Here is a 26,515-nt window from a genome sequence, read left to right as displayed (position 1 = left end):
GGAGGTGACTTTATGATGTCTCAGCGCAGCGTAAAGCCTGTGCTTGAAAAAGTTCAGGATCAACTGAAGGTCCGCATTTATGACCAGCGCGAGGCGATGGGGAAGGCGGCTGCCGCTGATATTCGTGCAGCCATGCAGCGCCTGCTGGCCGAGAAAGAGCGCATTCGTATCGTCTTTGCAGCCGCCCCGTCCCAGAATGAGTGCCTGGCGGCGCTGGTGCAATCGGACGGATTGGACTGGAGCCGAGTCACGGCTTTTCATATGGACGAATACATCGGGCTTCCCAAGTCGGCCCCGCAGCGGTTCGGGAACTTTTTATCCCGGCGGCTGTTTGATCTCGTATCTCCAGGAGAGGTGCATCTGATCGACGGCATGAATGATCCTGAAGCGGAGTGCGACAGGTACAGCGGATTGATTACCGCTGTGCCGATCGATATGGTGGTCCTCGGCATTGGCGAGAACGGGCATATCGCCTTCAACGATCCGCCCGTTGCCGATTTTGCGGATCCGTTATGGGTAAAGCGGGTGAAGCTGGACGAGGATTGTCGCCGACAGCAGGTGAATGACGGCTGTTTCCCGAGCTTGGAGGAGGTTCCGAAATACGCGCTTACGCTTACCATTCCGGCCTTAATGTCGGCTGCCCACCTGTTCTGCGTCGTTCCGGGCGCAAGCAAGCAAGCGGCGGTACAAAGGACGCTGTACGGCGATATAAGCGAGGCTTGTCCTGCCAGCATTCTTCGGCAGCATTCGGATTGCACGCTGTACGTGGACCGGGAGTCGTACGGGGAAATCCGGAATGGATAGCCATGAACTTGTTCGTATGGGCCGTCATTACGCAACAGGGGAGCGAATAAGGCTAGAATGGGACTCTGGCGGCCGGATAGAACGGATACTTCCTCACGATGGTGAAGAGGAGACGTGGATCGCTCCCGGTTTGATCGATCTTCAGATTAACGGCGGTTACGGACATGATTTCAATTCGCTGCCGCTCACAACGGATACGATCATTCAGGCAACCCGGCGCTTATGGGAGAAAGGCGTAACGCTGTACTACCCCACCGTCATTACCAACGGAGACGAAGAGATCGAGGAATTGCTGCGGGTTATCGACGCGGCTTGCCTGGAGGTTGAAGCGGTCGGTTCAACTATTGGCGGTATACATTTGGAGGGTCCTTTTCTTTCTCCGGAGGAAGGCCCAAGGGGAGCGCATGATTCCCGGTATATCAAGGCGCCGGACTGGGCATTGTTTGCGAGATGGCAGGCGGCATCGGGGAACCGGATTCGGATCGTCACCCTATCGCCGGAGTGGCCCGATGCCGCGAGTTTTATCCGGTCATGCGTCGAATCGGGAATCGTCGTATCGATCGGGCACACCGCTGCGACGCCTGCGCAAATTCGGGAAGCCGTGGAAGCAGGAGCCACGATGTCTACTCATCTTGGCAATGGCGCACATCTGACGCTGCCGCGGCATCCGAATTATATATGGGAGCAGCTTGCGCAAGATCAGCTGTGGGCAGGAATCATTGCGGACGGGAACCATCTGCCGGATTCGGTCATCAAAGTGATGCTCCGCGCCAAGTCGTCCAAAGCGCTGCTCGTCAGCGATGCCGTCTATTTAAGCGGGATGCCGCCAGGAGAATACGAGACCCATATCGGCGGAAATGTTGTCTTAACGCCGGAAGGCCGATTGCATCTCGCCCGCAAGCCCGAGCTGTTGGCAGGCTCGGTCATGATGCTTGCCGATGCGGTTTGGCGGCTGGCTCAGTCGGGGCTGTGCACGTTTCCTGAAGCTTGGGACATGGCTTCCATGCGGCCCGCCGAGGCGATGGGGCAAGCGGAACCCTATGGCCTAATGAGAGGAGCACAGGCCGACTTCGTAGTGCTGGAGAAGCGCAAGGGGTGCCTCTGCATAGTGGAGACCGTCAAGGGAGGGCGTTCAGTTTACCAAGGGGATTGTTAGATGTTAAAATATAGAAAATGTAACCAAAACCCAGATTGCGATCTGGGTTTTTCCTTATCATGGAACAGGAGGGAGAGAAGACATGCCATTGAAATGGAGAGTTCCCGTTGTACGGCAAATCTCATTGTGGACATTTGTGCTGCCTATCCTCTTGTTCACTATAGAGATTTTGTTTATCCGCGACGGGCACTGGTTTCACTTTTATGGACTTCTGTCCACTGTCGTTATTCCGCCATTTGGTATCGCGCTATCCATACGTTCCTATGACGTAACCGATTCAGCCAAGGACCTGTTATTAATAACCTGCAATGCGCTTGCGCTATTCTCTTATTTTATCTACACCTTTTTAGGATATCTAATAATGGGTCCATAGGTTGTAATGAATGCAACTGCAGAGACCACGTAAAAAATATCCCTTCTTGAATTCAAGAAGGGATATCTGCATCCGTTTTTTTCTAATGCAACGTTTTAAACGTATGGTTTTATTTCTTTTTGATAAAAGTCATATAATTGATTTACAGAAGAACTGGACAAGATCTGAGCGGCTCGTTCAACTTTCTCGCGTTCCCAATCGAACCATCGCATTTCCTTTAACTTCTCAATTTCTCCATTCGTAAAGCGTTTCTTTATCTCTTTGGCAGGGTTACCGCCCACGATACTGTAGGGCGGGACAGCTTTTGCAACAACCGAACCAGCCGCCACAATAGCACCTTCGCCAATGGTCACACCTGGCATAATCATGGCATTCATTCCAATCCAGGCATCGCTTTCGATGATGGTATCGCCTTTTGGTGCGTAAGAAGTTTCAATCTGATCGACAAAAGGATACACGGTTATCCACTCAGGATGATGATTGTGATTTCCACCCATCAATATAACAACACCACTTGCAATGCATACGTAATTGCCAATAATCAATTTATCTATATGCCAACCATGTTCTTCGATGGGATTAAACAACCTTCGGGATTTCTCATCCCCCCAAAGGTATCTAACGCAACCATCTTCAAAATCATGAAAATCGTAATAACCGGAATAGTAAGAGTATTCTCCTACTGTAATCATTGGGTTAGTGACAATATCCTTTAAATACTTAATTTCGGACCAGTGTTCGAACCGATGTTGTTTCATTCTTATACCTCGCTTCTAAGTAGAATAGATCATTTTTACTTAGAAGCTTAATACAGTAGCGACATTCTTAAACCTGATCAAGCGACGAACCATCGTCCTCATCCTTTTCCTCAGTATTGGTGAGATTGTAACAAAAGGTTGATCTTTTCGTCAAACGCATGCTTTACAAGTCATGTTGGGTACCTCTAATCATACTTCGCCATAACCTTCTTCAGAATCCCCTTCATGCAATCCACCAGCTCCTGCGGCTCCTTCACCGTGGCTTCATTTCCTAATCAGAGGAAAAATTTAGCAAAATACAAAAGCTCGCTGGCAGGGACGTTCTGATCAAGCCGTCCGCTACCATCCGGTTGCATGTCAATATGGGGAACAGGACACAATTCGGATTCGCAGCGCTGAACGCCTTCCCGGCTCAGATCAACGACCATCCGGGTATAGACTGATTTCTCTGCCCCGTATTCCCTCCAATTGCCCAGATGGATATGCCGGTGATCCCGCGGCTCGATTCCGGTTGTATCATATACCACGGTCTGCATGCGGTCACAACGGAACAGGCGAAAATCCTCCCGCAAAAAACAATAAGCGGCACAATACCAGAAGCCGTTGCTTGCATAGATGCCCACGGGCTGGATGCTACGCGCGGCATAGCCTTCCCTGCTCTCGTATAACACCGTAACGACCCGCTGGTCGACGGCGGCATCCAGCAGAACCCCGAGAGATTCAACCTTCTGCTGCCTTGTATGCGTCAGAAAATCCACCCGGTTCTTCATCTGGTCAATCCGGTCGCGCACATCCCCGGGCATGTAATAATAAAATTTCTGAAGCGCGGTAGAGGACTCGGCTTCAAAGGGAAGAAATAGATAGTGACGCAGGGCGTGGCTGGCAAAAAACATCGCAACGGCTTCTTCCTCGCTGAAGGCGATCGGGGGGAGAATTCGTTCTTTGAGCACCTGGTATCCGCCGTGCGGTCCTACCTCGGAATAGAGGGGAACGCCCAGCTCGCTCAGCTCCTGCAGGTCCCGCAAGATCGTGCGAGAGGACACGTCGAATTGATCGGCCAATTCCCTTACCGTGAATTTCCGCATCCGGTTCACGGTCATCATCAGCTCCATGAGACGTTTGGATTTGGACATAAAATCAGCTCCGTATCTGTTTGATGATTATGACAATAGTTGTCACCATTATACGCTATACTGGCTGTAGAACCCAGAGACCCCTTATAACTAAAAAATGGAGTGATGAAACGTGAATCAATTGCATGAAATGAAGCAGCTGTTGTTCGAGGAACTGGAGCTTATCGTTAGGACCAGTTCGAATTTGATCGGCAAAATTTCACCGGAGCATTGGGATTACAGGCCTGCCCATAATATGAGATCGCTTCAGGAACTCGTGCATCATCTGGTGTCGGTGCCTGCGACGGACCTGTTAATTTTGCAAGAGAAGAGCGAAGCGGAGATCCGGGAGCTGGAAGCTAGCATCGCCGCTGACGGCGTGGACAAGGACAAACTGATATCCTGGATGACGAAGGGACTTGCGGATGTGAAGTCTTACATGGACGGACTGACAGATGAAGAATTTATGCAGAAGAAAACCAAACCCTTCTACTTGGAGCATGGTTCAACCCAAGCCAAGTGGCTGATTGAAATCGTCACGCATGCCCAGCATCACCGGGCGCAAATGTTCAATTATCTGAAAGCCCAGGGCTATGAAGTGAGTATGTTCGATTTATATTAAACGTCAGGAGTGCTGATTAAGAACAGGAGGGGGAAGGATGCCGCGACAAATACCGGGGAAATCGCCGAAGCTGCCGTTAACCGGCAAAGAGCGAGCAAAGCTGCGGTCAAACAAAATGAAGCTCAGCGATATTGCGCATATGGATATCGAGTTATTGTCCGGCGTGCTTGGTGTTTCGGATAGCCGCGCCCAATATATCCGGGGAATGGCGCAGTTTCAGACGGTTCCTTCGATCGGACCGAAAGTGGCTGAACGCGTAGTCCAGTTGGGGTATTACGCATTGGAAGATATCAAGGATGAAGACGCTGCCGCTTTAACGGACCGGATGGAAGCGAGCAGCGGTTTCTGGGTGGATCCTTGCGTGGAGGATGCGTTTCGCTGCATCGTATATCATGCCAATCATCCGGGGAGCGGGAAGAGCTGGCATGACTTTACCGAAGTGCGTAAGCAATTCAGGGAGCAGCACGGATATCCTCCAACCCGTCCAACATTATCGTGGTACGACAACAAAGATGGACAACCATAGGATCTTTAACTTGACCTATTGAGAGGCACGGCCACAAGGCGGTGTCTTTTTCCTGTTTTTTACCGGTATTGAAAAATCGCTTGAAAGTGACGCTGCGTCATCCTGTACAATGGCTTCAATGTTGAAAAGGGGTGGAGAAAGATATGAAACGATACGCAGCTGCAATATGTTGGATCCTTATCGTGATCTTACTCAGTGCATGCGGTTCGAGGGGCGAAGAAGAGGAGCAGCTCCAACGTGCAACGCTTGAGGAGGTTGAAGTGCTGGAGATCGACCATGGCAGTACGCCCTTATACGTGGAGACAGCGGATGTGGAAGCATTGGAAGTTTCGCTGCTCAGAAACAGCAGTTCCGCAGGGGCCGTTGTTAATCAGGAAAACAATCGGGTGAAGATTCATTTAGATAACGATATTACTCGGATATTGAATATCGGCAGGATGCCGGAGCTCAGCGTGAGAATTCCTGCGGATTACGCAGGGAAGGTCGTGATTGACGGCTCTTCTGGCCATGTAACGGGGACCGGGTTGCAAAACCACAGCCTCCAGGTGAAAGGGAAAAGCGGGAATATCTCGCTTGCGTTTACCCGTTTGAACAACGATGTGGAGGTATCGGCGACGAGCGGAAACGTGAACATACAGCTCGATGAAGAAACGCCTGATGCGACATGGATGCTGCAATCTGGCAGCGGACATCGGTCCATTGCCGTTCCGCTCGAGGACAGGAAGGAGAGCAACCGGAAAACGGAAGGACGCTCTGGTGACGGGCAGCATGTGGTGAAACTCAAAACCTCCTCGGGGAATATCTCGATAAAATAACATGCTAGAAAAAAAAAAGAAGCATCCCCGTACTGGTCCGCTCCAGAGTTCACAGTTTATGTGCTCTAAGAAGCAGACGATCAGGGGATGCTTGGCATGTTAACCTATTAAACTCTTATATGATTAAGAAAAATGATAGCACCTTATTCTTCGGCAGGCACTGAAGCCTTGGATGAAGCGGAGAATCTCATATATTGCGGCGGGTTTACGTCATCGATCAGCAGAATACCGTCATACTGGTCGCGGGCGATTAAGCTTTCCGGAATCATACCCCAGCTATAGGCAAAACGCGGCTCGAACATCCAGGAATTACCTGACTCACGCTTTTGGTACCGCAGATCAACGAAGGTATACGGCGAGCCTGCGGCCGACAGGATCGATTCGATGGATCCCGGCTCTGCCGGCAGAACGTCATGCACATTCCCCATGTTATCTGCGGTTTGTCCGCTGGCCGGGTACAGGCCAAGCACGTAACTGTATTTTTTCATTTCATCCGATAGTTTTTCTCCCATTAAAGTCACCGGATATGGTGAACCCATCACCTTGGTTTGGGCTTTGCGGATGTGGTCGTTATGTCCCCAAACGATGAATTTCTCCGTCGGGTATACTTCGTTTGCCAGCCACATGAGATTGTCATGCATCGCCTGATCCCGCCATTCCATCGATTCCAGGAACGGAGCATAATCCCCGCTTTCCATGCCGAGGGTCGACTTGATGGAGAGCTCCACATATTCCTGAGCTACCCGAATCCGGTCGTTCAAACTTCTTTCAAGCAGCATGGACAGTTTGGGGTTATCTGGATATAGCCGCTTCAGATGAGACTCGTTTGCCTCCGTCTTTAAGGATTTTAGGGCATCTTTGTATACTTGAATCAGCTGATTTTTCTCTTGGCGGTATGCGGCAAGATCCGTACCAAGAGAGTACTCCGATAATTTCCTCTCCGCTTCCGCTAGCCGTTTAGCCATGGCCTGATCCTGCAGCCATTGCCCATCCAACAGCGGGTGCTGCAGCTGCATGTCAAAACCGGTCAGCACGAGCGGCTGCTTGCTCTTTTGTGCTGTTTGTATGTATTCGAACAACGGCAATATCTCCTTGGACCACCAGACACCAAAGACGGAATCCTTCATCGTTTGTTCCGCGCTCTGCTGTCCGGCACGGCCGTAAGCCAAGGAGCTATTGCCAAGACCACTCTCAAAGGCCAGAACGTTGTACCCCATCTCCTGATGCAGGAACTGGATTAAACGGGTCTTAGCCAGATTGAACTCGCCAACCCCGTGGGAGCTTTCCCCCAGAAACACGAAACGTTTATCTTGCAGCAATGGTTTTAGCATAGCCAGATCCTTATATTGGTTTGGACCGCCCGCCGTCTCGGCGGGTTGAATCGTATCCAGTCGGTATGCGTGGTCTTTGGCCCAATTCTCCCACTCGGCAATCTTTTCATCCGAAGTTCGGGCTGTTTTAACTTCTGTAACCTGGCCTTGGATGGGATCGGCTGTAGAAGCATATGCATCTCCGTGAGGGATTAGGGAAGTTCCTACAATAGAAGCGGTGAGCAGAAACACGGTGAATGCTTTTCTAGCGTTATGTAGTGGCACAGAGGATCACTCCTTATAAGATGTCGTATGATTATTAAATTGTATGAACGGACGTGTAAAGATGCACGCCACTAAGTGCTTTCTGCCTTGAATGTGGGAATCACCTCCTTAACATAGCCGTAATACGGCTCGATGGTTCAACGCCGCCATGAGCTGGCCGCTTAATCCTCTTCCCAGAACAGATCGTTCAAAGTACGCGATAATGCCTTGCATATAGCAACGCACAGACTGAGTGACGGATTATATTTCCCCAGCTCGATCAGGCCGATGGTCTGCCTGGAGACACCGACGATCTGGGCCAGTTCTTCTTGCGATAGATCCTTCTCGACCCGGGCCATCTTCAATTTGATGTTTTTCATGCGGCAGTCCCCCTGATATCCCTTTCTACGAGTCGAATGGATCGTTCTGTGACATTTTCTGGCTTACCTTGTTGGCGCCGTAGTGGATCAACCAATTCCCCCCGACAAAGAGCGGGATGTAGATGATCAGTGAAACGAAAAAAACGCTAAAGAAATATTTGAGCTCGGTCGCACTGTTGTCATTGCCAAACAGGATCGCGCTGCGGATACCGAAAAAAAGAGCAAGTGCGACACCGATAAAAAGCCCCCATATCGCCGTACGCATGCTGAACGAAATTTTGCTCCGCTGGTCATGGACCTCCACTTCATCCGAGTAAATCCCCAGCGCCACGCTGCGTATCCCGAAATATAAGCTTCCTCCCAGTATGATCAGCATTTCCAGCCAGACGGACTCCGTTCGCGGGAGCGCAAAAGATTTGATGATGACGGATATGCTGCATATGATCATGATCAAGGTATACACCTCTTTATATAACTTGTTCTTTAGATTGACGATACGCTCATCTTCAGCCGTGCTCTTCTTAAACCAATTCAAGCTCATCATTCCTTCCTTTGGTTAGAGATAGGTTCTTGAGATTTTCTGGATACATGCATTGTAATAGTATTTACGTCTTTTTGCAATATATATATGTCATTTTGAATTTAATATTTGTCTTTTTAAGTGAGCAGGTGGATAGAGCTTCAAGCACTCATCATAGTCCATAGGGGGAGCTAATTCTTGATATTTTTTGCTGAACCGGATGCTTGCCCCGGAGGTTTACATTCTGTGCCCGCGTGTTAAAATTGGATTAGGGCATCTCTCTTGCCCGAATTGATGTCAGGAGCGTGTTTTTTCGTGATCCATTTCATTCGTTTACGTTAATGTGAGGTACAGATCAAAGTAGGCTCGGCCCATTTTTTTGACAACTGCGGCCGGAGTTTATTTTTCTGTGCCTTTTTCATTGCGTTCAATCGAATGAAAGGGTGATTTTGCTGTGTCCAACAATGAAAAATTGTTAAAAAAAGCGCAAAAACTTTCGATACACGAGAAGATGTTTCAATGCCCGATTTGCAGCGGTGCCATGAAGGTAGAACGGATGGCCAGCCTGGAATGCGAGAACAGGCATTGCTATGATATATCCAGACAGGGATACGTAAACCTGTTGAACCAAACACCCAGAACCAAATACGATAAGGCTTTGTTCGAGGCTCGAAAAAAAATCAGCGGCAGCGGCTTCTTCGGCCCTATGGTAGAAGCGGTAACGAGCCGCCTGATCCAGGCAATGAAGTCCAGGGAATCCCGGAAGTCTGTAAGGCTGCTTGATGCAGGCTGCGGGGAGGGCTCCCATCTATCCGCCATTTTACGTAAGCTTCGAGAGCAACGAATGGTGCCGGACGTTCTCGGAGTGGGTATGGATATTGCCAAAGAGGGCATCGTTACGGCCGCTAAGACATCCCCGGACCCCATATGGTGCGTGGCTGATTTGTCTCAGAGCCCGTTTGCCGACCAACAGTTTGATTACATTTTGAATATTCTGTCTCCTTCCAATTATTCGGAGTTCAGGCGGCTGCTAACGAGTGACGGAATGTTAGTGAAAGTAATCCCGGGGAGCATGTATTTGCAGGAGCTTCGCGCTTTGTTTTATACAGGTACAGGTAAAGAGACATATTCCAATGACGGCACGATGGAGCTGTTCATCCGTCACTTTGAACGGATCGAATTCGATGAGCTTCGGTATCGCGTCATTCTGGATTCCAATCAGATGAAGCAACTGATTCACATGACGCCACTTTCCTGGAGCATCTCACCTGAGGTTATTGAACGGATGCCAGATGGAGAGATGGAGGTAACCGCCGACTTCACACTTCTGTATGGATGGATATGAGGGTAAGTAATGTTCCTGTCTAGATTTGCGTCATATTTTGCTAAAGTGATCCTGTTGGGAGATAATATGAGTTATCTACTTTAATATGAAAATAAAAGGTGGTTAACGATCGCATGACACTTCGATTGAATCCGTATCTCATTATGGACGGGAATGCTAAGGAAGCTATTCAATTCTATGAAAAGGCGTTGGATGCCCAGATGGTCATGGTTCAGACCTTCGGCGAAATGCCGGCGAACCCTGATTTTCCGCTGCCGGAGAGCGCGAGGGATCGCGTTTCCCACGCTTTGCTGAGGGTAGGAGAGACGGATCTGATGTTTTCGGATACATTTCCCGGTCAACCGGTTGAATCCAGCAATCAGGTTCAGATCTGCATCATGACCGATGCACCCGAACACGCGAAGCGGTTCTACGAAGCGCTGCTTGAAGGTGGTCAGGTGGTTATGCCGCTGCAGGAGACGTTCTGGAGCCCGGCCTACGGGATCGTAGCGGACAAATACGGCGTATACTGGAATATTTCAACCGAAGTTGAAGCGCAGAAGTAGATTCCACTCCTGCAGGTATAATAAAAAGGGCCCTGACGATTTGCCGTCAGGGCCCTTATTCGGTTATAGCAAAAAGGGAGATCCCTTATCTACGCCCGCGTTCCATCCCACCACTTATAGTAGATATGGACATGCCCTGCAGGGCTTGCCACTAGCGGATCAATCACGATGGTCTTACCGCTCACCTTCAGCTCGATCACCTTCTTGTTCTTCTCGGCGGAGTCTATCTTCGCGAGGAAGGCGGAATCGACCTGAAAGCCATACAGTTGGAGGAGCTCGATCAGCATGCTGCGCTGCGTTTTATCGGCGGCATTGGACAGTGCGATTCCGCTGAACTGCATAATCTGCGGCTCGAATTGAACGGATACGGCATAATCCGTTTCGCCGGTTTGCTTCGTGCTGGTCATCACAATTTTGTTCAACCCGTCGTCATAGATGCGGTATCCGCTGTAATTCGAGAATACCTTCTGACGAATCACGAGATACATCTCGTCCCGATACACATCCCAAGGCGTTGGCAGCTTCGGAAGCATCGCCTCCGCACTTGGCACGGCAGGACGATCGTACAGGTTCGACATTCCGCGATCAGTCAGGTTTTTGATCAGCTGAAGCACTTCGGCGCGCGTGATGGTGCCGCTTCCTACATACCCTTCAATCGTGTTTTCGCCCTTGATTCGGCCTTGTGCGTACTTTTTGCCCAAAACGTATTGAATCGCTTGATTTCCGTCGTAGTTCACACCATCGGCGCTGGATATCAGCTCGGCCACATGGGCCCGCGTTATGTATTGGCTGCGCTTGGTTTTGTCTGCGAATCCGTGAACGGGATAGTTCTTGAAGTGCAGAAAATGATAATATTTATCCGACCATAGCTCGGTCAAATAGTTCTCCTGCAGGTCTTTGCCCGTGATGCCGACAACCAGCATGCGAATGAATTCGGCCTCGGTCACATTCTGGTTGGGCATGAACATCCCGTTGGCATAACCGTTGACAATTCCCTTATCGACGCCCCATTCGATGGTCGTTTTTGCCCAGTGATTATCAATATCCCGAAACGTAACCCCAGCGGAAGCGCTGCCAGCCCCTACGAATAAGAAGGCAACCAGGAGTATAGGCGCACATAGTGCCCTGAACTTCAACATCTGCAATCCTCCATCTATAATTTGCTAAAATACTACAAAATACATTGTATAAGTGTGTTTTTCGACCGGTCAAGCGTCTGGAAGCGCTTCTGGTCAAAGATGGGCTGTTATAACTAGCTAACTAACTTAATCGATACTTAGTGACTACAGGACTATGGAAGTGTATATATCCTCCACTTTGAAAAATGGAATTGCGAAAAAAAGGCATGATTTTCGCGAAAGAGCTAGGGAATGAAGTACGATGTATTATGAAATAATCGAGCTCGGAGCAAGCAGGCAATAGTCTAAAAGTTAGGGGTTCGGAATTCCTATTGGAAGATACCAAGCCATTAGGTAAAATATCCCTTGTTTACTATCTATAGAAAAGGGGCGAAATTCGATGAGATTGGTGCGAAAATCCGTATTGACCCTATGCAGCCTTTTGCTTGCAGTCTCGATCCTATTTCCGCAAACAACGGTTCACGCAGCGGATCAGAAATGGATGAATCAAGTATGGAGCGAGTATAAATCCTATAACAAGAAGACGGTAAATGCGTATAACAATTACCAGAAACAAGTAGACAAGAAATATAAGGTGTTTTACGATGCAAGCCATGCGTCCCTGGATCAGCTGGAGAAAAAAGTGCTGGAGGATCAAAAGCAGTGGGACGAGAAGCTTCAAGCAGATCTGGATCAGCTGAAGCTGAAGTATGAAGGGAACCGTGATTTAAAGGATAAGCTGACACAATATGAACGGTTGATCAATCCAAGTTATTTAAACAGTCCGATGTGGAAGTATGCGAAAGCCGCAGACCGGGATTATTTGAACAGTACGCTCTGGAAGCTAAGCAAAGAAATGAACGAGGATTATTTGAACAGCCTGATGTGGACATACAAGAAGACGATCACCCCGAGCTATTTGAACAGTTCCGCATGGAAATTCAGCAAAATGGTCAGTGAAAGCTATTTGAACAGCCCGATGTGGAAGCTTCGTAACGGATCCAGTACGTCGTATCTGAACAGTCCGATGTGGAAGTACAAACAGGGGAAAATCAGCAAGGCAACAGCTAAGAGCCAATACAGCAAGCTGTTTAAGGAACAGACAACCGCGATCTCCAAGGGCAATGCTGCAAGAAAATCCGAAATAACGAAAATGGCAACCGGTACGCAGAAGAAGATAGGCGAGCTATACAAGGAAACGGTAATCACACTTGAGACACGCCGCGAGGAGGCACTGAAGAGCATCTCCGACCTCCGGACCGAAATCACCGGGGAAGGCTTGCAGTGGGAAGCGCTGCTCGTGGAGAAACCATAATATCGTAATATTATCTCTTACAAGAGAGGAGCTGTCCTGCTGGTCTGAACATGACCAGAGGACAGCTTTTGTTTTTGTAAAAATGAAAACAAGAAAATGCAGGATATTCTTTGACTTTGACTGCTTTTTCAAATAATATTATGTCTGTAACCTAACAAAAACTAACATAAATAACACGAGAAATGAACGACAAATTCGCACTTAAGTAGGTAGATAACGATGAAAACGAAAGTGACGATTCAGGAAATTGCCGATTTCACGGGCGTGTCTAAATTCGCGGTATCCCGTGCTTTGTCGGGAAAGTCGGGCGTCAGTCCGCAGACCAGGGACATGATTCTGAAGGCAGCGGGCCAACTGGGGTACTTTAAGGATCAGCCGAACCAAGCCGCGGGGAAAAACCAGCAGCTTCAAGATCCGGAAAACAGAAAATGGGCGGGGGCGGTGCTTGTTCTATTCCCGAATGTCCGTTATCAAAATCGGGAATCCCCCTATTGGGGACCAGTGTTTGACGGCATATCCGCTCGCCTGAATCAGAAGGGGCTGGACATTCTCACGCTAACGGAGCCATCGAATGACCATATGTTCACTCTGTTAAATCCCCAGGGCATTCTCGGGATTGTGACGGTGGGATCGGTATCCACCCAAAATTTAATGGATATCAAGAAGCTGAACATTCCCGTGGTCATGGTGGACCACATGGACCCGGCTTTTCAATCGGACACGGTATTCACCGACAATATGCACAGCATGAAACAAATCATGACCAAGCTGATCAGCAGAGGGTATAAAAAGTATCAGTTCATCGGCAATATCGAAGATGCCCAGAGCTATTACGAGCGCTGGATCGGCTTCTCGTCCGCGCTGGCCGATTACAAAATCGAACATCGTCAGCTGCCATCTCTGATCAGCCCGGAGATTGAGAATATACACGTAGCGTTAGAAAAGGCCCTTGCCGGAAGCGAGCTTCCGGAAGTGTTTGTTTGCGCCAACGATATCACCGCCATGTTCGCCATGGAGGCGCTCAGGAATCAGGGCATCGACGTACCGGGCCGCGTACAGGTGACCGGATTTGATAATATGTACGATAACCTGCCGATTATGGCAACCGTCAACATCGATAAGGAACTGCTCGGGATGCGTGCCGTCGATCAATTGCTGTGGCGGATATTGAACCCGGATTCCAATTACGAGCGGCTTTTAATTCAAGCGGATGTCATTGTTAGGGATTTGAATAACGCAACACGCGTTACGGATGAAGTCTAAGCTGCATTGTCATATTCTCACGTTAGCCCCGATGTCTCCATGACATCGGGGTTTTTATATACTCATAACAAAAAAATAACAAATTATATGATCTTATAAAGCTCTTGTTCGCTGCATTGGTTTGAAATATATCGTTGATATATAAGGGAATGTATCGAAAAAAGCCGAGTTATGCAGAATAAATTTGTAATCGCTGTCACTAAATATTTATGTTATTTTTAATAATTGATTAGGTTTATTGTTATTATTATCATAAAATATATTGACGAAATTACAATCGAAGTGATATATTTTTTGGCAAACAGGGATAACGGATTGGGGGGCGAGGATAGCAGCAGGGAAAACCGTGAATCAATCCATTCAACATCATCTTGGGGGACATGCAGCTTTAAACAGGGCGTTTAACAAATAGGGGAGGTTTTTAGCGTGAGAAAAATGAAAGGGCTTTCTTTATTGCTTGTCTGTTTATTATTTTTGATTACGGCCTGCAGTGGAGGAGGGGCTAAACAAGCGGAGACACCGCCTGCGACTCCGGCTCCTAGCACGGAAACGGCGGCAGAGACTCCAAAAGAAGAACCCGCTGAACCTGAAGCAGAACCTGTAGATCTAGGCGGCCGGGTGATTAAGGTTGCATCTTGGTGGGATCTGAAGCCGGCAGGCACAACAGCCGGGGAGAAAGCCCGCCTGGAGAAGATTGCTGAAATCGAGAAGAAATACAATTGCAAAATCGAGTTTGTTAACGTTCCCTTTGAGGAGTACATGAATAAATTTACGACAAGCGTGCTGGCAGGCGAGCCGTTTGCCGATATCGTGCAGCTGGAGTACAAATCGGCATTGCCGGCTATTATGAAAGGGCAGATCCTGCCGATCAGCGAGTTTACGACGGATCAGAACAATATCAATAACGAAGCCGATCTGCAGACGAAATATCCTGCCATTGGCGGAGGGGAATACGGATTCGATAATCCGACCTCCATCGGACTTGGACTTCATTACAATCGCGATTTATTTAAGAAGAACGGCCTCCCGGATCTTCAGGAGCTGTATGCCAAGGGAGAATGGAACTGGGATAAACTCATGGAGATTGCCAAGCAGGCAACCAAGGATACGAATAACGACGGGAAAACCGACGTATGGGGCTTCTCCGGTTGGGCGATTGATGCGGTTAAACATTTCACCGCCGCTAACGGGGGCAAAATCGTTGATGATTCCAATGGCAAAGAAGGCTTGTCCGATCCGAAAACATTGGAAGCAGCCGAATTTGTGAACCGCCTCTACAACGTGGAGAAGGTGGTTAAAGTCAAGAGCGGCAACAAAACGAACTGGGAAGAAACAAACACCTTTAAAGACGGTGATGTAGCCATGTTTACGGCAGCGGAATGGATGCTAGGCGACATTACGTTCGAGGTCGGCGTGGTTCCGATTCCTAGCGGTCCGCAAGGCTCGCCGGAAACAACGTATGCCAATACCGCCGCATCCGCGAAGTTCATTCCAAAGGGCGTGAAAGATCCGGCCATCGTCTATCAAATTTATGAAGAGACGTTCGATATACCGCCAACAGAGGAATATCCGGGTCAGGATTACCTGGAGAGCATCTATACCAATCAGGAAGACATTGACATGATTCGCGAGCATATTGCCGGAACCGGCGTCATCACGGTCGACGAAGCTTACACGGATTACCCTACGGGCGCTTTCATTGAGGATATTATCGTGAACAATCAATCGGTAACCGCTACGGCCGAGAAATATAAACAACAGGCGCAGGCTGCTGTCGATAAAATGGGCAAATAAGATGGACGGGGGCGTTAAAGCTTAAAGCCGCGCCCCCTTCTCCTGAACAGGGGGATGAACATTGACACTTCACGTGCAGCTAAAAAAATGGATGAGCCGACTATTGATTCTTTTGGCGGTCATGGCCGCTTTGATTCTGTTTTTTAATAGAGAGGGAAATGAACCCGGATCCGGCATCAAGGCCGAAGACAGCCGGACAGAGCTTTCATTGGAACGTCCCGCATCGCTGGTCAAACTCAGCACACAGCAGGGAAAAAGTATTTCTTATGCCCAGTATTTGTCGGATCATGACGGAAAGAGTCGACCTGATCGTGTAATCACGATTCCTGCGGCGGAATACAGTCGTGCCGACGGCGGGGAATTCCGCAGACTGGAAGCCTATGACGGTCATCCTGGAACCTCGCTTTTTACGGGGGAGAAGGGGGAGGTGGAATGGAAGGTTCATGTAGAGGAAGAGGGAATGTACAATCTGTCCCTGCTCTATTATCCAGTGGAAGGAAAGAGCTCCTCTATTGAGCGTTCCATCCGCATCGACGGGAAGCTTCCCTTTCAAGAGGCTGCCTATTTGCAATTCGACCGGATATGGGATAACGCCAAGGACGGCATCGATCAGGATAACCAGGGCAATGACCTGAGACCGAAGCAAATCGAACGTCCGGCCTGGGTCGAGGCAGTGCTGAAGGATGCGGACGGATATATCACGGAGCCGTTTCTATTTTACTTTGAAAAAGGAGAGCATACCGTGTCTCTTACAGCAGCAAGAGAGCCGATGGTGATCGGGGAGCTGAAGCTTTTCAAGCAGGAGCGCCCGCTGACGTACGCCGAGCTGCATCAACAGTATGAGACTGAAGGAGCTCGAATAACCGAAGGAACTTTACTGACGATTCAGGGGGAAGATGCAGTCGCCAAATCATCACCGACCTTGTATCCGCTAAGCGAGCGTTCGAGCCCGAGCGTCAGTCCCTACAGCGCATCGAAGGTCCGAATCAATACCATTGGCGGTTTCAACTGGCGGCTGCCCGGGCAGTGGATCGAATGGGAGCTGGATGTACCCGAGAGCGGGCTCTACAAGATTGCATTCAAATCGCAGCAAAATTTTGTGCGGGGCATGTACGCGACGAGAAAGCTGACGATCGACGGGAAGGTTCCGTTTGAAGAAATGAACCACGTTCCGTTCCAATTTAAGAACGGATATCGCATGAACGTGCTTGGAGGCGATGAACCCTATCTGTTCCGGTTGGAGCAAGGTAAGCATGTGTTACGCCTCGAGGCGAGTCTGGGTGAATTCGCTCCGCTTATTCACGAGGTGGAGGACAGTCTGCTGAACCTGAATGCCATGTACCGCAAAATATTGATGATCACTGGCACGAGTCCGGATGAATTCCGCGATTACCGGGTGGAGCAGCGGATACCGGAGCTGCTGGAAATCTTCCGATTCGAAAGCGACAGACTGAAAGTCATCGCGGCCAGATTGGTTGAACTGTCGGGACAATCCGGCGATCAGGAGGCGCTGCTAAAGACCATGGCGCTTCAGCTGGATGAGATGATCGCGAAGCCGGATACGATTCCGCGCAGGCTGGAGGCTTACAAGACGAATACCGGCGGACTTGGAACATGGCTTCAGCAGGCTAGGGAGCAGCCGCTCGAGATCGATGCCCTCTATGTTGCCTCGGCCGATGTCAAGCTGCCCAAGAGCGGGATGGGTGCCGGTGATAAAGTGAAGCATGAGGTGTCGACGTTCTTCAGCTCCTTCTTCATCGATTACAACAATATCGGTAATGTTGCGGATGCGAAGAATCAGCGTTCGATCACGGTATGGATCGGCAGTGGTCGCGATCAGGCCAACACCATCAAGGCGATGATTGACGAGACCTTTACGCCGGAGACCGGCATTAACGTCAATCTGAAGCTGGTCAACATGGGGACGCTGCTCCCCGCAACTTTGTCGGGGCAGGGACCTGAGGTCGCGATGCAGATCGGCAATGATCTGCCGGTGAACTTCGCCATGCGGAATGCCGCAGCAGACCTGACGCAATTCCATGATTTCGATTCGGTAGCGGACCGATTCAGGGACAGCGCCTTGGTGCCTTACCGATACCTGGACGGCGTGTATGCGCTGCCCGAGACGCAAACCTTCAATATGATGTTCTACCGGAAGGATGTGCTGGAGGAGCTTGGACTTGAGGTTCCGAAGACCTGGGACGATGTAGCCAGCCTGCTTGCCGTATTGAACAAAAATCATATGCAATTTGGTCTTCCCGTTGTGGCGCAGGCACCGGATCAGTGGACTACACTGCCGCCGAATTCCTTGTATGCGGCGCTCCTGATGCAATCCGGCGGGCAATTCTACCGCAACAACAATCAGGAATCGGATCTGGATTCCAAGATTGGGCTGGAAGCCTTTAAACAATGGACGGAATATTACACGGATTACAAGCTGGAGCGGGAGTATGATTTTGCGAACCGGTTCCGTACAGGACAAATGCCGATCGGCATTTCCGACTATAGCACCTATAACCAGTTGTCCGTGTTCGCGCCGGAAATTCGGGGCGTATGGGGCTTTGCGCCCGTTCCGGGAACCGTTCAGGCGGACGGCACGATTGATCGCACCGTTCCAAGCGGTGGCAGTGCCGTGCTGATGCTGGATGATGCAAAGGATAAGGATGCGGCTTGGGAGTTCCTGAAATGGTGGACCAGCGATGCAACGCAGACCAACTTTGGCCGCGAGATGGAAGGCCTGATGGGCGCAGCGGCACGCTATCCGACCGCGAATATTAAGGCGCTTGACAGTCTGCCATGGCCGGTTGCCGATTATGAGAATTTGAAATCACAATTTGAATGGGTGCAGGGAATTCCGGAGGTGCCAGGCGGCTATTCGACGGGCAGACATCTGTTCAATGCCTTCTACCGAGCGGTGATCAGCGGCATCGAGCCGCGGGAGGCCTTGATGGATTCCGTGCAGTATATTCATGACGAAATCCGGACCAAGCAAGAAGAATTCGGCGAGCCGCAGGGATAGGGGGAATCCAAATTGCATAATGTCAGCCTTCAGGATCCTGAGGTTACGATCTCTGCCGCTGTTCACCCGGTGAAGCCGCAATCATGGTGGAATCGGAAGCTGGCGGAGATCAAGGCCAGCAAGCATTCCTATATTTTGCTTGCGCCTTATATGATCCTGTTCACGCTGTTTACCGTTTTTCCCGTCGTTATTTCCATGATTCTCAGCTTTACGTACTTCAACATGCTGGAATTTCCGCGGTTTGTCGGTTGGGATAATTACACGCGTTTGTTCCTGGAAGACGATATCTTTCTGGTTGCGCTGAAGAATACCCTTCTCTTCGCCGCCATTACAGGACCCATCAGCTATTTGGCTTGTTTCCTGTTTGCGTGGGTCATCAATGAGCTGGGTCCGCGGTTGCGGGCGTTCATGACTCTGATCTTCTATGCGCCTTCGATCTCCGGAAACATTTACTTCATCTGGCTGATGATCTTTTCGGGCGACCGCTATGGCATAGCGAACGGCATGCTGATTAAGCTGGGCATCATCCTGGAGCCGATCCAATGGCTGAAGACCGAAGCGTTGATTATGCCGATCATCATTCTGGTCCAGTTGTGGCTCAGCCTCGGAACCGGCTTTCTGGCCTTCATCGCCGGTCTTCAGACCGTAGATAAAACGCTCTACGAAGCCGGTGCCGTGGACGGGGTCCGCAACCGTTGGCAGGAGCTGTGGTACATTACGCTGCCTTCGATGCGGCCGCAGCTCATGTTCGGCGCGGTCATTCAGCTTACGACATCGTTTGCCGTGGCCGACGTATCGATTGCGCTTGCCGGTTTCCCGAGCGTGAATTATGCGGCGGAAACGATCGTAACGCATCTCATCGATTTTGGCACGACGCGCTTCGAGATGGGTTTTGCTTCGGCGATTGCGACCGTGCTGTTCATTCTGATGGTGGGAACCAACCTGATCGTCCAAAAATTGCTGCGCAAGGTAGGTGAGTAGACGCATGAGGGTTACATACGAACTTCCAAAAAAACGGGGCAGCCGCCTGCTGAACGTAAGTCTTAAAGGGCGCAGCAAACGGGTAAACCGTTCCTTCATGGGCACCTTCTCCCTGTTTGCGCTGCTGGCGGTGTTCGGCGCTTTCATGGCGCTGCCCTTGGTGTACGCCATTAACAATGCGTTCAAGCCGCTGGACGAGATTTTCCTGTTCCCGCCCACGTTGTTTGTCCGCAATCCCACGTGGAATAATTTTTCCGATCTGATCAATCTGCTCGGTCAGTCTTGGGTACCGTTCTCGCGGTATATCTTCAATACGGTATTCATTACCGGCGTTGGCATTGTCGGGCACGTGATCTTTGCCTCCGCTGCGGCATATCCGCTGGCCAAGCACAAGTTTCCGGGCAAGGTTTTCCTGTTCCAAATCGTGGTGTTGTCGCTGATGTTCACGCCGGTCGTGACGGCGACGCCGAACTATATGATCCTGTCGTGGCTGGGACTGATCGACACCTACTGGGCGGTAATTATACCGGCATTCGGTTATTCGCTCGGCCTATACCTGATGAAGCAGTTCATGGAGCAGATACCGGATGCCCTGCTTGAAGCGGCCAAGATCGACGGAGCCAGTGAATACCGGATCTTCTGGTCCATCGTGATGCCTAACGTGAAGCCGGCGTGGCTTACCTTGATTATTTTGCTGTTCCAGATCCTATGGGGGACCGATGGCAACGGCTTTATTTACAGCGAGCAGCTCAAGACCCTGCACTATGCGTCCAATCAGATCATTCTGGGCGGTATATCCCGGGCCGGCGCAGGTGCGGCCGTGGCAGTCATCCTGATGAGTGTGCCGATTGTGCTCTTTCTGTTCTCGCAGAGCCGGATTATCGAGACGATGGCCACATCCGGGATGAAGGATTAGGGGGGATCACATGTCAGCGAAAAAATGGTTGCTATCGCTCGCGGCGGCCTCCCTGCTGCTAACCGGCCTGATGCCGGGGAGCGTCTCCGCCAATGCTCCGTATGAGAGCTATATCTACAATTATTGGGAGGAAACGGTTGCCGTGCCTGCAGCCTATCTGCCGGTACGCTCCGTGACGGGGAAGGATCTGGGCATCGGGGAGTTTTTGGAGCCCAGCGATATGCATGTGTCAGAGGCAGGTAACATCTACGTGCTGGACAGCGGCAACAAACGAATTGTATGCCTCGATGAAGCGTGGAATGTCGTTCGCGTCATTGATGCCTTTATGAATGAAGGGAAAGAGGACGGCTTTGCCAATCCTTCCGGCATCTTCATTGACGGGGACGAGAACATTTATGTTGCTGATACCGACCATCAGCGGGTTGTCGTATTAACGGCGGAAGGCGCGCTTGTCCGGATCATTGAGCAGCCGGAATCGGATGTACTGCCTCAAGGCTTTCAATTCATCCCGCTGAAAGTAACGGTGGATGAAGCCAAGCGGGTATTCGTTGTCGCCCGGGGTGTTTATGAAGGCATTATGCAGTTTGAGGAGAACGGTACCTTTCTCGGTTACGTCGGAACGATTAAGGTAAAACGCGATTATGGCGATTATTTCTGGCGACTGGTATCAACGAGTGCCCAAAAAGCCCAGATGAGACTGTTCATCCCGACTGAATTCTCCAATCTGGATATCGACGCCAAAGGGTTCGTTTATGCCACGAATATTGATGTCGGGTCCAAGGAGCCGATTAAACGCCTTAATCCGTCAGGTGAGGATGTGCTGAAACGCTTTGGCTACTTTCCGGTTGCCGGGGATATTTATTATCGGAGAACGGTAGGCCCCTCCAAGTTCGTTGATATTAAAGTGCTTGGCGACGGGATTTACAGCGCGCTCGACTCTACCCAGGGACGCGTATTCACCTATGATGAGTCCGGAAACCTGCTGTATGTCTACGGCGGCATCGGGAATCAGCTGGGCGTGTTTAAGACGCCGGCGGCGATTGAACGGCTTGGAGACCGTCAGCTTGTGCTGGACCGGGGAAAGGCAAGCATTGTCGTGTTCGAGCCAACCGAGTTCGGGAAACAGGTTGACCTTGCCGTGCGCCACCATTATCGCGGGGAAGACGCGGAGGCGGAAAGGTACTGGGAACGCGTGCTTCAGCTCAACGCCAACTATGACATCGCTTATATCGGCATCGGGAAAGCGAAGCTCATGAAGGGGGAGAACAAGGAAGCCCTTCGATATTTTGAGCTGGGCATGGACCGCAAAAATTATTCCGTTGCTTATAAACGCTACCGCAGAGAGGTCATGAAGGAGCATTTCGGCACCATTTTATCGGTTGGGACCAGCGTTGTGCTGCTCTATGCGGTCTATAGAACGGTGAGATACCGAAAGCAGAGGAGGGAAGGGAAGCATGAAACAGGATTATCTTAGATTCCCCCTTCATTTGATCGTGCACCCCTTCGACGGGTATTGGGACCTGAAGTATGAGAACAGAGGACGTCTCGGGGTTGCTTATGTCGTATTGGCGCTTGTGGTCATAGCCATGATTCTGCAGCGGCAATATGCGGGATTTCTGGTCAATTACAATGATCCGAGAACGCTGAGCAGCATCGACGAACTGATCTATATCGTGCTCCCGTTCTTTCTGTGGTGCGTCTCCAACTGGTCGGTCACCACGCTCATGGGCGGGGAAGGGAAGTTTAAAGAAATCGTGATGGCCAGCGCGTATGCCCTGATTCCGATGGTGCTGATTTATCCGCCCATGACGCTGGCGAGCCGGTTCATGGTGCAAGAAGAGACTGTGTTCTACTATCTGCTTACGACGGTTGCGGCGATTTGGTTTATCGGGCTGCTCTTTGTCGGCACGATGACGGTTCATCAGTACTCGGCCGGCAAAACGATCGTCACGATGTTTCTGACCCTGATCGTTATGGGCATCATCGTATTTCTGGGCACGCTCGTGCTGAGCATGATGCAGCAGATTTACACGTTCGTTGTCAACGTTTACCGAGAGATCCTATTCAGGCAATAGAGGAGGCCGTAGGCCGTGAAAAAAAGAAAATGGCTGTACACGGTGCTTGCATGTACCGTTATAACGTGCATGGCTGCGGGCTTTCTGATCTACGTGAATCGGGGAGCACCGGCAGTTGACGTGGCGGCTTACCGAATCGCGGCAGCCGAGTCGACGCCGGGCGGTGAGCTGACCCTTCTAAACGATTCGACAGACGGCGTAGCCGGTATGGATCTGGTAGCGGAGACGGCGGCGCTTGCCCTGTATTATCATCCGGAAACGACCGAAGTGGCGGTACGGGATAAACGGAGCGATACGGTATGGTACAGCAATCCGTCAGACCGCATGGAGGATGGAATTGCCTCGCCGTTTGAGAAGGAAGTGTTATCTTCGCAATTGACGCTGACGTTCCGGGATGCGATCGGCACGCTTGAGACCTATCCGAACTATACGTGGAGTGTGATGAACGGGAACTACACGGTGGAAAGCTTGGACAACGGAATTCGCGTCACGTATACGCTGGGAGATGTGTCGCTCGGAATCGACGCTTTGCCGAAATACATCTCACAGGACCGATTGCAGGAGAAGGTGATCAGCAAGCTGGATGAGTCGCTGGCGAGATATGTGCAGGCCCGGTATTACCCCATGAAGGATAATCCGGCGATGCTGGAGCGATTGGATGACCAGATCAAGAAAGAGCTGGTGCTGAAAAAAATGCTGGGGGCGTTCGAGCAGGCCGGCTACACCGCGGAGGATCTTGCCTTTGATAACGAAGCGGGCGGAGGAGCCGCCGCAAGTGCCTCTTCGAAACCGCAGTTCAAGATTCCGCTCGAGTACCGGCTGGAGGAGGATTCGCTGGTCGTTTCCATACCGCTTGATCAGGTAAAGGAAAGCGAGAGTCACCGTCTGCGCAGCGTGGAGCTGCTTCGTTATTTCGGCGCGGCCGGCTCGGAGGATCAGGGATATATGCTGGTCCCGGACGGCAGCGGCAGACTCATTAAGCTGAATAACGGCAAAGTGAAGGAAGAGCAGTACGTGCAGCGGATATACGGCACCGATCCGAATAACAACAGCGGCAGCCGTGGGCAGGTGGCGGAACAGGCACGGATGCCCGTGTTCGGAATGAAGAGCGGTGACCGCGGCTGGTTTGCCGTGATTGAAGAAGGCGACGCCATCGCGAGCGTGTCCGCTGATATCGGCGGGAAGCAGAACTCGTACAATCATGTATTCAGCAGCTTTGCCGTGCGCGGCGAGGATATGCTGGAGCTTTACACCGGCAGCACGGTGCAGGAGATTCAGCTGCTGAATGACAAGCTCTACAGCGGTAATCTGGCGGTTAGATACAGCTTCCTGTCGGGTGATGAGGCCAGCTACTCGGGCATGGCGCGCTTGTATCAGGAAACGCTCGTGGAGGATAACCAGCTGACTCCACTGGAAGAAGACGAGGGGATCCCGTTCTATCTGGATATGTTGGGCAGCGTGGATAAACGGAGATCTTTTCTGGGCGTACCTTATGATGCCGTCGTCTCGATGACCACCTTCGAGCAGGCAGGGGAGATCGCCGCTCTTCTGAATGGCGAGGGCATCGCCAATCTCCGAATGCGTTACCTCGGCTGGTTCGGCAAAGGCGTCCATCACAAAACCCCGGTTAAGGTGAAGGCCGATCGGGTGGTTGGAAGCACATCGGAGTTGAAGGCCCTGTCCCAGCAATTAAAGGATTCCGGCGGCGGATTGTATCCGGATGTTGCCTTCCAGCACGTCTATCATGATGATGGGGCGTTCACGCCGTCATCCGATGCATCCCGTTTCGTGACCAGGGAAACGGCAGCGCTGCATCCCTATGACCGGAACACGAACCGGATGGACTCTTATTACGGTACGTACAGTCTCATGTCGCCGGCGAAGCTTCCCTATTACGTGGACCGATTCGCGGGGCAATATGAACGCTTTGGCATCGGGGCTGTGTCATTGCGGGACCTGGGCGATGTTCTGAGCTCGGATTACCGGGTGCAGCGGGTGGTTTTCCGTGAAACCGCGAAGCTTATCGTGACCGATCAGCTGCAGAAGCTGCATGAAGCCTACCCGGATACGATGGTTTCCGGCGCCAATGCATACAGCTGGGCTTATGCCAGCCACGTGATCGACGCACCGACGTCGAGCAGTGGATTCGGGCTGACGGATGAGGAAGTCCCCTTTTATCAAATGGTCATTCACGGATACCTAGATTATGCGGGGGCAGCAGTCAATAACCTGAATGAGCAAAATTTACGCAAGCAGCTTCTGCAGTCACTGGAATTCGGATCAGCTCCGCATTTTCTGTGGTCCTATGAACAAAGCTCGAAGCTGAAGTACACGCGTTTTGATGACATGTACTCCACCCATTACAAGGATTGGTTCGAAGAAGCGGTTTCCTTGTACAAGGAGCTGAATGAGGTGCTGGCGCCGCTTCGGACGCAGCGGATGGTGGAGCATAAGCGGCATGAAGGCGGCGTGGTTGAAGTGAGGTACGAGAACGGCACGTCGATTCTGATTAATTATACCGATCAAGCCGTCGATGTTAACGGGGTCCTTGTGGAGCCGCAAAATTATGCCGTAGGGGGTGGCCGGGCATGAAAATGAGATTGTCCCTGACTCAAAAAAGATCCATGCTCGGTCTCCTTTTCATCGCACCATGGCTGATCGGGTTCATCTTTTTGTTTGCCGGACCTTTGCTCCAGTCCATCCTGTTCAGCTTCAGTAAATTGAACATTTCCCCCACAGGCTATGAACTGGAGTCGGTTGGATGGAGCAATTTCACCACGGCGCTGTTCGTGGACGCGAATTTTAACCGGATCTTGACGGAATCGATACTGGGCATGGTGGTGGACGTTCCGCTGATCTTGTTCTTCAGTTTGTTCTCCGCCATTCTGCTGAATCAGAAATTCAGGGGGAGAGCCCTTGCGAGGGCGATATTCTTCCTGCCGGTCATCCTGGCGTCAGGCGCAATTTCCGCAACGGAAACTTCCGGTCTGATCAATCTGGTCGGAAATGCTACGGTGGCGGAGGAGCTCGGGCAAGCTTCCGGACAATTCAATGTGCTGTCGATGGTGCGCATTTTATCCGAGGCCGGATTTCCCCTTACCGTAACCGAGTATATTATCGGGGCGGTCATGAGGATCTACGATATTATCAGCAGCTCAGGCGTGCAGATTCTGATCTTTCTTGCCGCCTTGCAGGCCGTCCCGGGTTCAATGTACGAGGTTGCGAAGATCGAGGGGGCTACCGCTTATGAATCGTTCTGGAAAATCACCTTTCCGATGGTGAGTCCGCTCATCCTGACAAACATGATTTATACCATCATCGATTCGTTCGCGGACAGCACCGTGACCCGGACGATATACGAGACGGCCTTCAAAACGCAGAATTTCGGGCTCAGTGCCGCGATGGCTTGGCTGTATACCATCGTTATCAGCTTGCTGCTGATTATTATGGGGATCATCGTCTCAAGGAAAACCTTTTATCAAAACTAATGGCTAAGAGATTCCT

General features: G+C 50.8%; 23 protein-coding genes and 1 pseudogene. 18 read left to right on the top strand and 6 right to left on the bottom strand.

Features of this window, described 5'->3' with window-relative positions:
- Window positions 1-15 precede the first annotated feature (15 nt).
- The 3 genes from AK95_RS17765 to AK95_RS17755 all read left to right on the top strand — a co-directional run bounded on the left by AK95_RS17765 (window position 16) and on the right by AK95_RS17755 (window position 2,333).
- The gene (locus AK95_RS17765; RefSeq protein ID WP_481855857.1) at window positions 16-804 is read left to right on the top strand and encodes a glucosamine-6-phosphate deaminase; all 789 of its coding nucleotides are present in this window, start codon (window positions 16-18) and stop codon (window positions 802-804) included.
- Window positions 797-1,960, top strand: a complete 1,164-nt coding sequence (locus AK95_RS17760) for an N-acetylglucosamine-6-phosphate deacetylase (RefSeq protein WP_071221233.1) — start codon at window positions 797-799, stop codon at window positions 1,958-1,960. The genes AK95_RS17765 and AK95_RS17760 overlap by 8 nt, the downstream gene beginning before the upstream one ends.
- 82 nt (window positions 1,961-2,042) lie before the next feature.
- A complete protein-coding gene (locus tag AK95_RS17755; protein ID WP_071221232.1) occupies window positions 2,043-2,333 on the top strand; it encodes a hypothetical protein in 291 nt (96 codons plus the stop codon).
- Window positions 2,334-2,428: 95 nt separating this feature from the next.
- Here AK95_RS17755 and AK95_RS17750 read toward each other — a convergent pair whose 3' ends face one another.
- Window positions 2,429-3,091, bottom strand: coding sequence for a CatB-related O-acetyltransferase (locus AK95_RS17750; protein ID WP_071221231.1), 663 nt, complete (start codon window positions 3,089-3,091; stop codon window positions 2,429-2,431).
- 185 nt (window positions 3,092-3,276) lie between these two features.
- Window positions 3,277-4,224 (bottom strand): annotated as a pseudogene (locus AK95_RS17745) (helix-turn-helix transcriptional regulator).
- A 112-nt stretch (window positions 4,225-4,336) separates the two neighbouring features.
- Here AK95_RS17745 and AK95_RS17740 point away from each other — a divergent pair.
- From AK95_RS17740 to AK95_RS17730, 3 genes are all read left to right on the top strand, one after another.
- The gene (locus tag AK95_RS17740; RefSeq protein ID WP_071221230.1) at window positions 4,337-4,825 is read left to right on the top strand and encodes a DinB family protein; all 489 of its coding nucleotides are present in this window, start codon (window positions 4,337-4,339) and stop codon (window positions 4,823-4,825) included.
- 37 nt (window positions 4,826-4,862) lie between these two features.
- Window positions 4,863-5,351, top strand: a complete 489-nt coding sequence (locus AK95_RS17735) for a helix-hairpin-helix domain-containing protein (protein ID WP_071221229.1) — start codon at window positions 4,863-4,865, stop codon at window positions 5,349-5,351.
- A gap of 143 nt (window positions 5,352-5,494) precedes the next feature.
- Window positions 5,495-6,166, top strand: coding sequence for a DUF4097 family beta strand repeat-containing protein (locus tag AK95_RS17730; RefSeq protein WP_071221228.1), 672 nt, complete (start codon window positions 5,495-5,497; stop codon window positions 6,164-6,166).
- A gap of 143 nt (window positions 6,167-6,309) precedes the next feature.
- On the opposite strand, the gene AK95_RS17725 is transcribed toward AK95_RS17730, so the two are convergent.
- From AK95_RS17725 to AK95_RS17715, 3 genes are all read right to left on the bottom strand, one after another.
- Window positions 6,310-7,761, bottom strand: a complete 1,452-nt coding sequence (locus tag AK95_RS17725; protein WP_071221227.1) for an erythromycin esterase family protein — start codon at window positions 7,759-7,761, stop codon at window positions 6,310-6,312.
- Window positions 7,762-7,922: 161 nt separating this feature from the next.
- Window positions 7,923-8,120: a helix-turn-helix transcriptional regulator gene (locus AK95_RS17720; RefSeq protein WP_009594955.1), complete on the bottom strand. Its 198-nt coding sequence runs from the start codon at window positions 8,118-8,120 to the stop codon at window positions 7,923-7,925.
- A 25-nt stretch (window positions 8,121-8,145) separates the two neighbouring features.
- Window positions 8,146-8,661: a DUF6773 family protein gene (locus AK95_RS17715; RefSeq protein ID WP_071221226.1), complete on the bottom strand. Its 516-nt coding sequence runs from the start codon at window positions 8,659-8,661 to the stop codon at window positions 8,146-8,148.
- Window positions 8,662-9,094: 433 nt separating this feature from the next.
- On the opposite strand from AK95_RS17715, the gene AK95_RS17710 reads away from it, so the two are divergent.
- Together AK95_RS17710 and AK95_RS17705 are read left to right on the top strand one after the other, a co-directional pair.
- The gene (locus AK95_RS17710; RefSeq protein WP_071221225.1) at window positions 9,095-9,985 is read left to right on the top strand and encodes a putative RNA methyltransferase; all 891 of its coding nucleotides are present in this window, start codon (window positions 9,095-9,097) and stop codon (window positions 9,983-9,985) included.
- Window positions 9,986-10,098: 113 nt separating this feature from the next.
- A complete protein-coding gene (locus AK95_RS17705; RefSeq protein WP_071221224.1) occupies window positions 10,099-10,530 on the top strand; it encodes a VOC family protein in 432 nt (143 codons plus the stop codon).
- 89 nt (window positions 10,531-10,619) lie between these two features.
- Here the strand turns inward: AK95_RS17705 and AK95_RS17700 are convergent, their stop codons facing one another.
- On the bottom strand, window positions 10,620-11,669 hold the full coding sequence (locus tag AK95_RS17700; protein ID WP_071221223.1) for an S-layer homology domain-containing protein: 1,050 nt from the start codon (window positions 11,667-11,669) through the stop codon (window positions 10,620-10,622).
- A 379-nt stretch (window positions 11,670-12,048) separates the two neighbouring features.
- On the opposite strand from AK95_RS17700, the gene AK95_RS17695 reads away from it, so the two are divergent.
- The 10 genes from AK95_RS17695 to AK95_RS17650 all read left to right on the top strand — a co-directional run bounded on the left by AK95_RS17695 (window position 12,049) and on the right by AK95_RS17650 (window position 26,499).
- Window positions 12,049-12,963, top strand: a complete 915-nt coding sequence (locus AK95_RS17695) for a hypothetical protein (RefSeq protein WP_071221222.1) — start codon at window positions 12,049-12,051, stop codon at window positions 12,961-12,963.
- 219 nt (window positions 12,964-13,182) lie between these two features.
- Window positions 13,183-14,226, top strand: a complete 1,044-nt coding sequence (locus tag AK95_RS17690) for a LacI family DNA-binding transcriptional regulator (RefSeq protein ID WP_071221221.1) — start codon at window positions 13,183-13,185, stop codon at window positions 14,224-14,226.
- 426 nt (window positions 14,227-14,652) lie between these two features.
- Window positions 14,653-16,020 (top strand): ABC transporter substrate-binding protein, encoded by a 1,368-nt coding sequence (locus tag AK95_RS17685; RefSeq protein WP_071221220.1) that lies wholly within the window; start codon window positions 14,653-14,655, stop codon window positions 16,018-16,020.
- Between the two features lie 61 nt (window positions 16,021-16,081).
- Window positions 16,082-19,039, top strand: a complete 2,958-nt coding sequence (locus tag AK95_RS17680) for an extracellular solute-binding protein (protein WP_071221219.1) — start codon at window positions 16,082-16,084, stop codon at window positions 19,037-19,039.
- A gap of 12 nt (window positions 19,040-19,051) precedes the next feature.
- Window positions 19,052-20,020: a carbohydrate ABC transporter permease gene (locus tag AK95_RS17675; RefSeq protein ID WP_071221218.1), complete on the top strand. Its 969-nt coding sequence runs from the start codon at window positions 19,052-19,054 to the stop codon at window positions 20,018-20,020.
- Between the two features lie 4 nt (window positions 20,021-20,024).
- Window positions 20,025-20,936 (top strand): carbohydrate ABC transporter permease, encoded by a 912-nt coding sequence (locus AK95_RS17670; RefSeq protein WP_071221217.1) that lies wholly within the window; start codon window positions 20,025-20,027, stop codon window positions 20,934-20,936.
- Window positions 20,937-20,946: 10 nt separating this feature from the next.
- On the top strand, window positions 20,947-22,410 hold the full coding sequence (locus tag AK95_RS17665) for a gluconolactonase (protein ID WP_071221216.1): 1,464 nt from the start codon (window positions 20,947-20,949) through the stop codon (window positions 22,408-22,410).
- The gene (locus tag AK95_RS17660; RefSeq protein ID WP_071221215.1) at window positions 22,391-23,011 is read left to right on the top strand and encodes a Yip1 family protein; all 621 of its coding nucleotides are present in this window, start codon (window positions 22,391-22,393) and stop codon (window positions 23,009-23,011) included. The genes AK95_RS17665 and AK95_RS17660 overlap by 20 nt, the downstream gene beginning before the upstream one ends.
- A gap of 15 nt (window positions 23,012-23,026) precedes the next feature.
- Complete coding sequence (locus AK95_RS17655) at window positions 23,027-25,603, top strand: DUF5696 domain-containing protein (RefSeq protein ID WP_071221214.1); 2,577 nt, start codon at window positions 23,027-23,029, stop codon at window positions 25,601-25,603.
- Window positions 25,600-26,499 carry a carbohydrate ABC transporter permease gene (locus AK95_RS17650; protein ID WP_071221213.1) on the top strand — a complete coding sequence of 300 codons (900 nt, stop codon included), beginning with the start codon at window positions 25,600-25,602 and terminating at the stop codon, window positions 26,497-26,499. Before AK95_RS17655 ends, AK95_RS17650 begins: the two co-directional genes overlap by 4 nt.
- Window positions 26,500-26,515: the final 16 nt, after the last annotated feature.

Origin of the sequence: Paenibacillus sp. LC231 (genome assembly GCF_001860525.1) — a bacterium.
GTDB lineage: Bacteria > Bacillota > Bacilli > Paenibacillales > Paenibacillaceae > Paenibacillus_AQ.
The sequence above is the reverse complement of the archived record's forward strand: the minus strand, read 5'-3'. Positions and strand labels throughout refer to the sequence as shown.

Coding starts and splice junctions, on each gene's coding strand:
- AK95_RS17665 (WP_071221216.1), top strand. CDS start 20,947: ATGTCAGCGAAAAAATGGTTGCTATCGCTCGCGGCGGCCTCCCTGCTG.
- AK95_RS17720 (WP_009594955.1), bottom strand. CDS start 8,120: ATGAAAAACATCAAATTGAAGATGGCCCGGGTCGAGAAGGATCTATCG.
- AK95_RS17750 (WP_071221231.1), bottom strand. CDS start 3,091: ATGAAACAACATCGGTTCGAACACTGGTCCGAAATTAAGTATTTAAAG.
- AK95_RS17760 (WP_071221233.1), top strand. CDS start 797: ATGGATAGCCATGAACTTGTTCGTATGGGCCGTCATTACGCAACAGGG.
- AK95_RS17650 (WP_071221213.1), top strand. CDS start 25,600: ATGAAAATGAGATTGTCCCTGACTCAAAAAAGATCCATGCTCGGTCTC.
- AK95_RS17735 (WP_071221229.1), top strand. CDS start 4,863: ATGCCGCGACAAATACCGGGGAAATCGCCGAAGCTGCCGTTAACCGGC.
- AK95_RS17715 (WP_071221226.1), bottom strand. CDS start 8,661: ATGAGCTTGAATTGGTTTAAGAAGAGCACGGCTGAAGATGAGCGTATC.
- AK95_RS17730 (WP_071221228.1), top strand. CDS start 5,495: ATGAAACGATACGCAGCTGCAATATGTTGGATCCTTATCGTGATCTTA.
- AK95_RS17695 (WP_071221222.1), top strand. CDS start 12,049: ATGAGATTGGTGCGAAAATCCGTATTGACCCTATGCAGCCTTTTGCTT.
- AK95_RS17690 (WP_071221221.1), top strand. CDS start 13,183: ATGAAAACGAAAGTGACGATTCAGGAAATTGCCGATTTCACGGGCGTG.
- AK95_RS17755 (WP_071221232.1), top strand. CDS start 2,043: ATGCCATTGAAATGGAGAGTTCCCGTTGTACGGCAAATCTCATTGTGG.
- AK95_RS17705 (WP_071221224.1), top strand. CDS start 10,099: ATGACACTTCGATTGAATCCGTATCTCATTATGGACGGGAATGCTAAG.
- AK95_RS17765 (WP_481855857.1), top strand. CDS start 16: ATGTCTCAGCGCAGCGTAAAGCCTGTGCTTGAAAAAGTTCAGGATCAA.
- AK95_RS17700 (WP_071221223.1), bottom strand. CDS start 11,669: ATGTTGAAGTTCAGGGCACTATGTGCGCCTATACTCCTGGTTGCCTTC.
- AK95_RS17660 (WP_071221215.1), top strand. CDS start 22,391: ATGAAACAGGATTATCTTAGATTCCCCCTTCATTTGATCGTGCACCCC.
- AK95_RS17670 (WP_071221217.1), top strand. CDS start 20,025: ATGAGGGTTACATACGAACTTCCAAAAAAACGGGGCAGCCGCCTGCTG.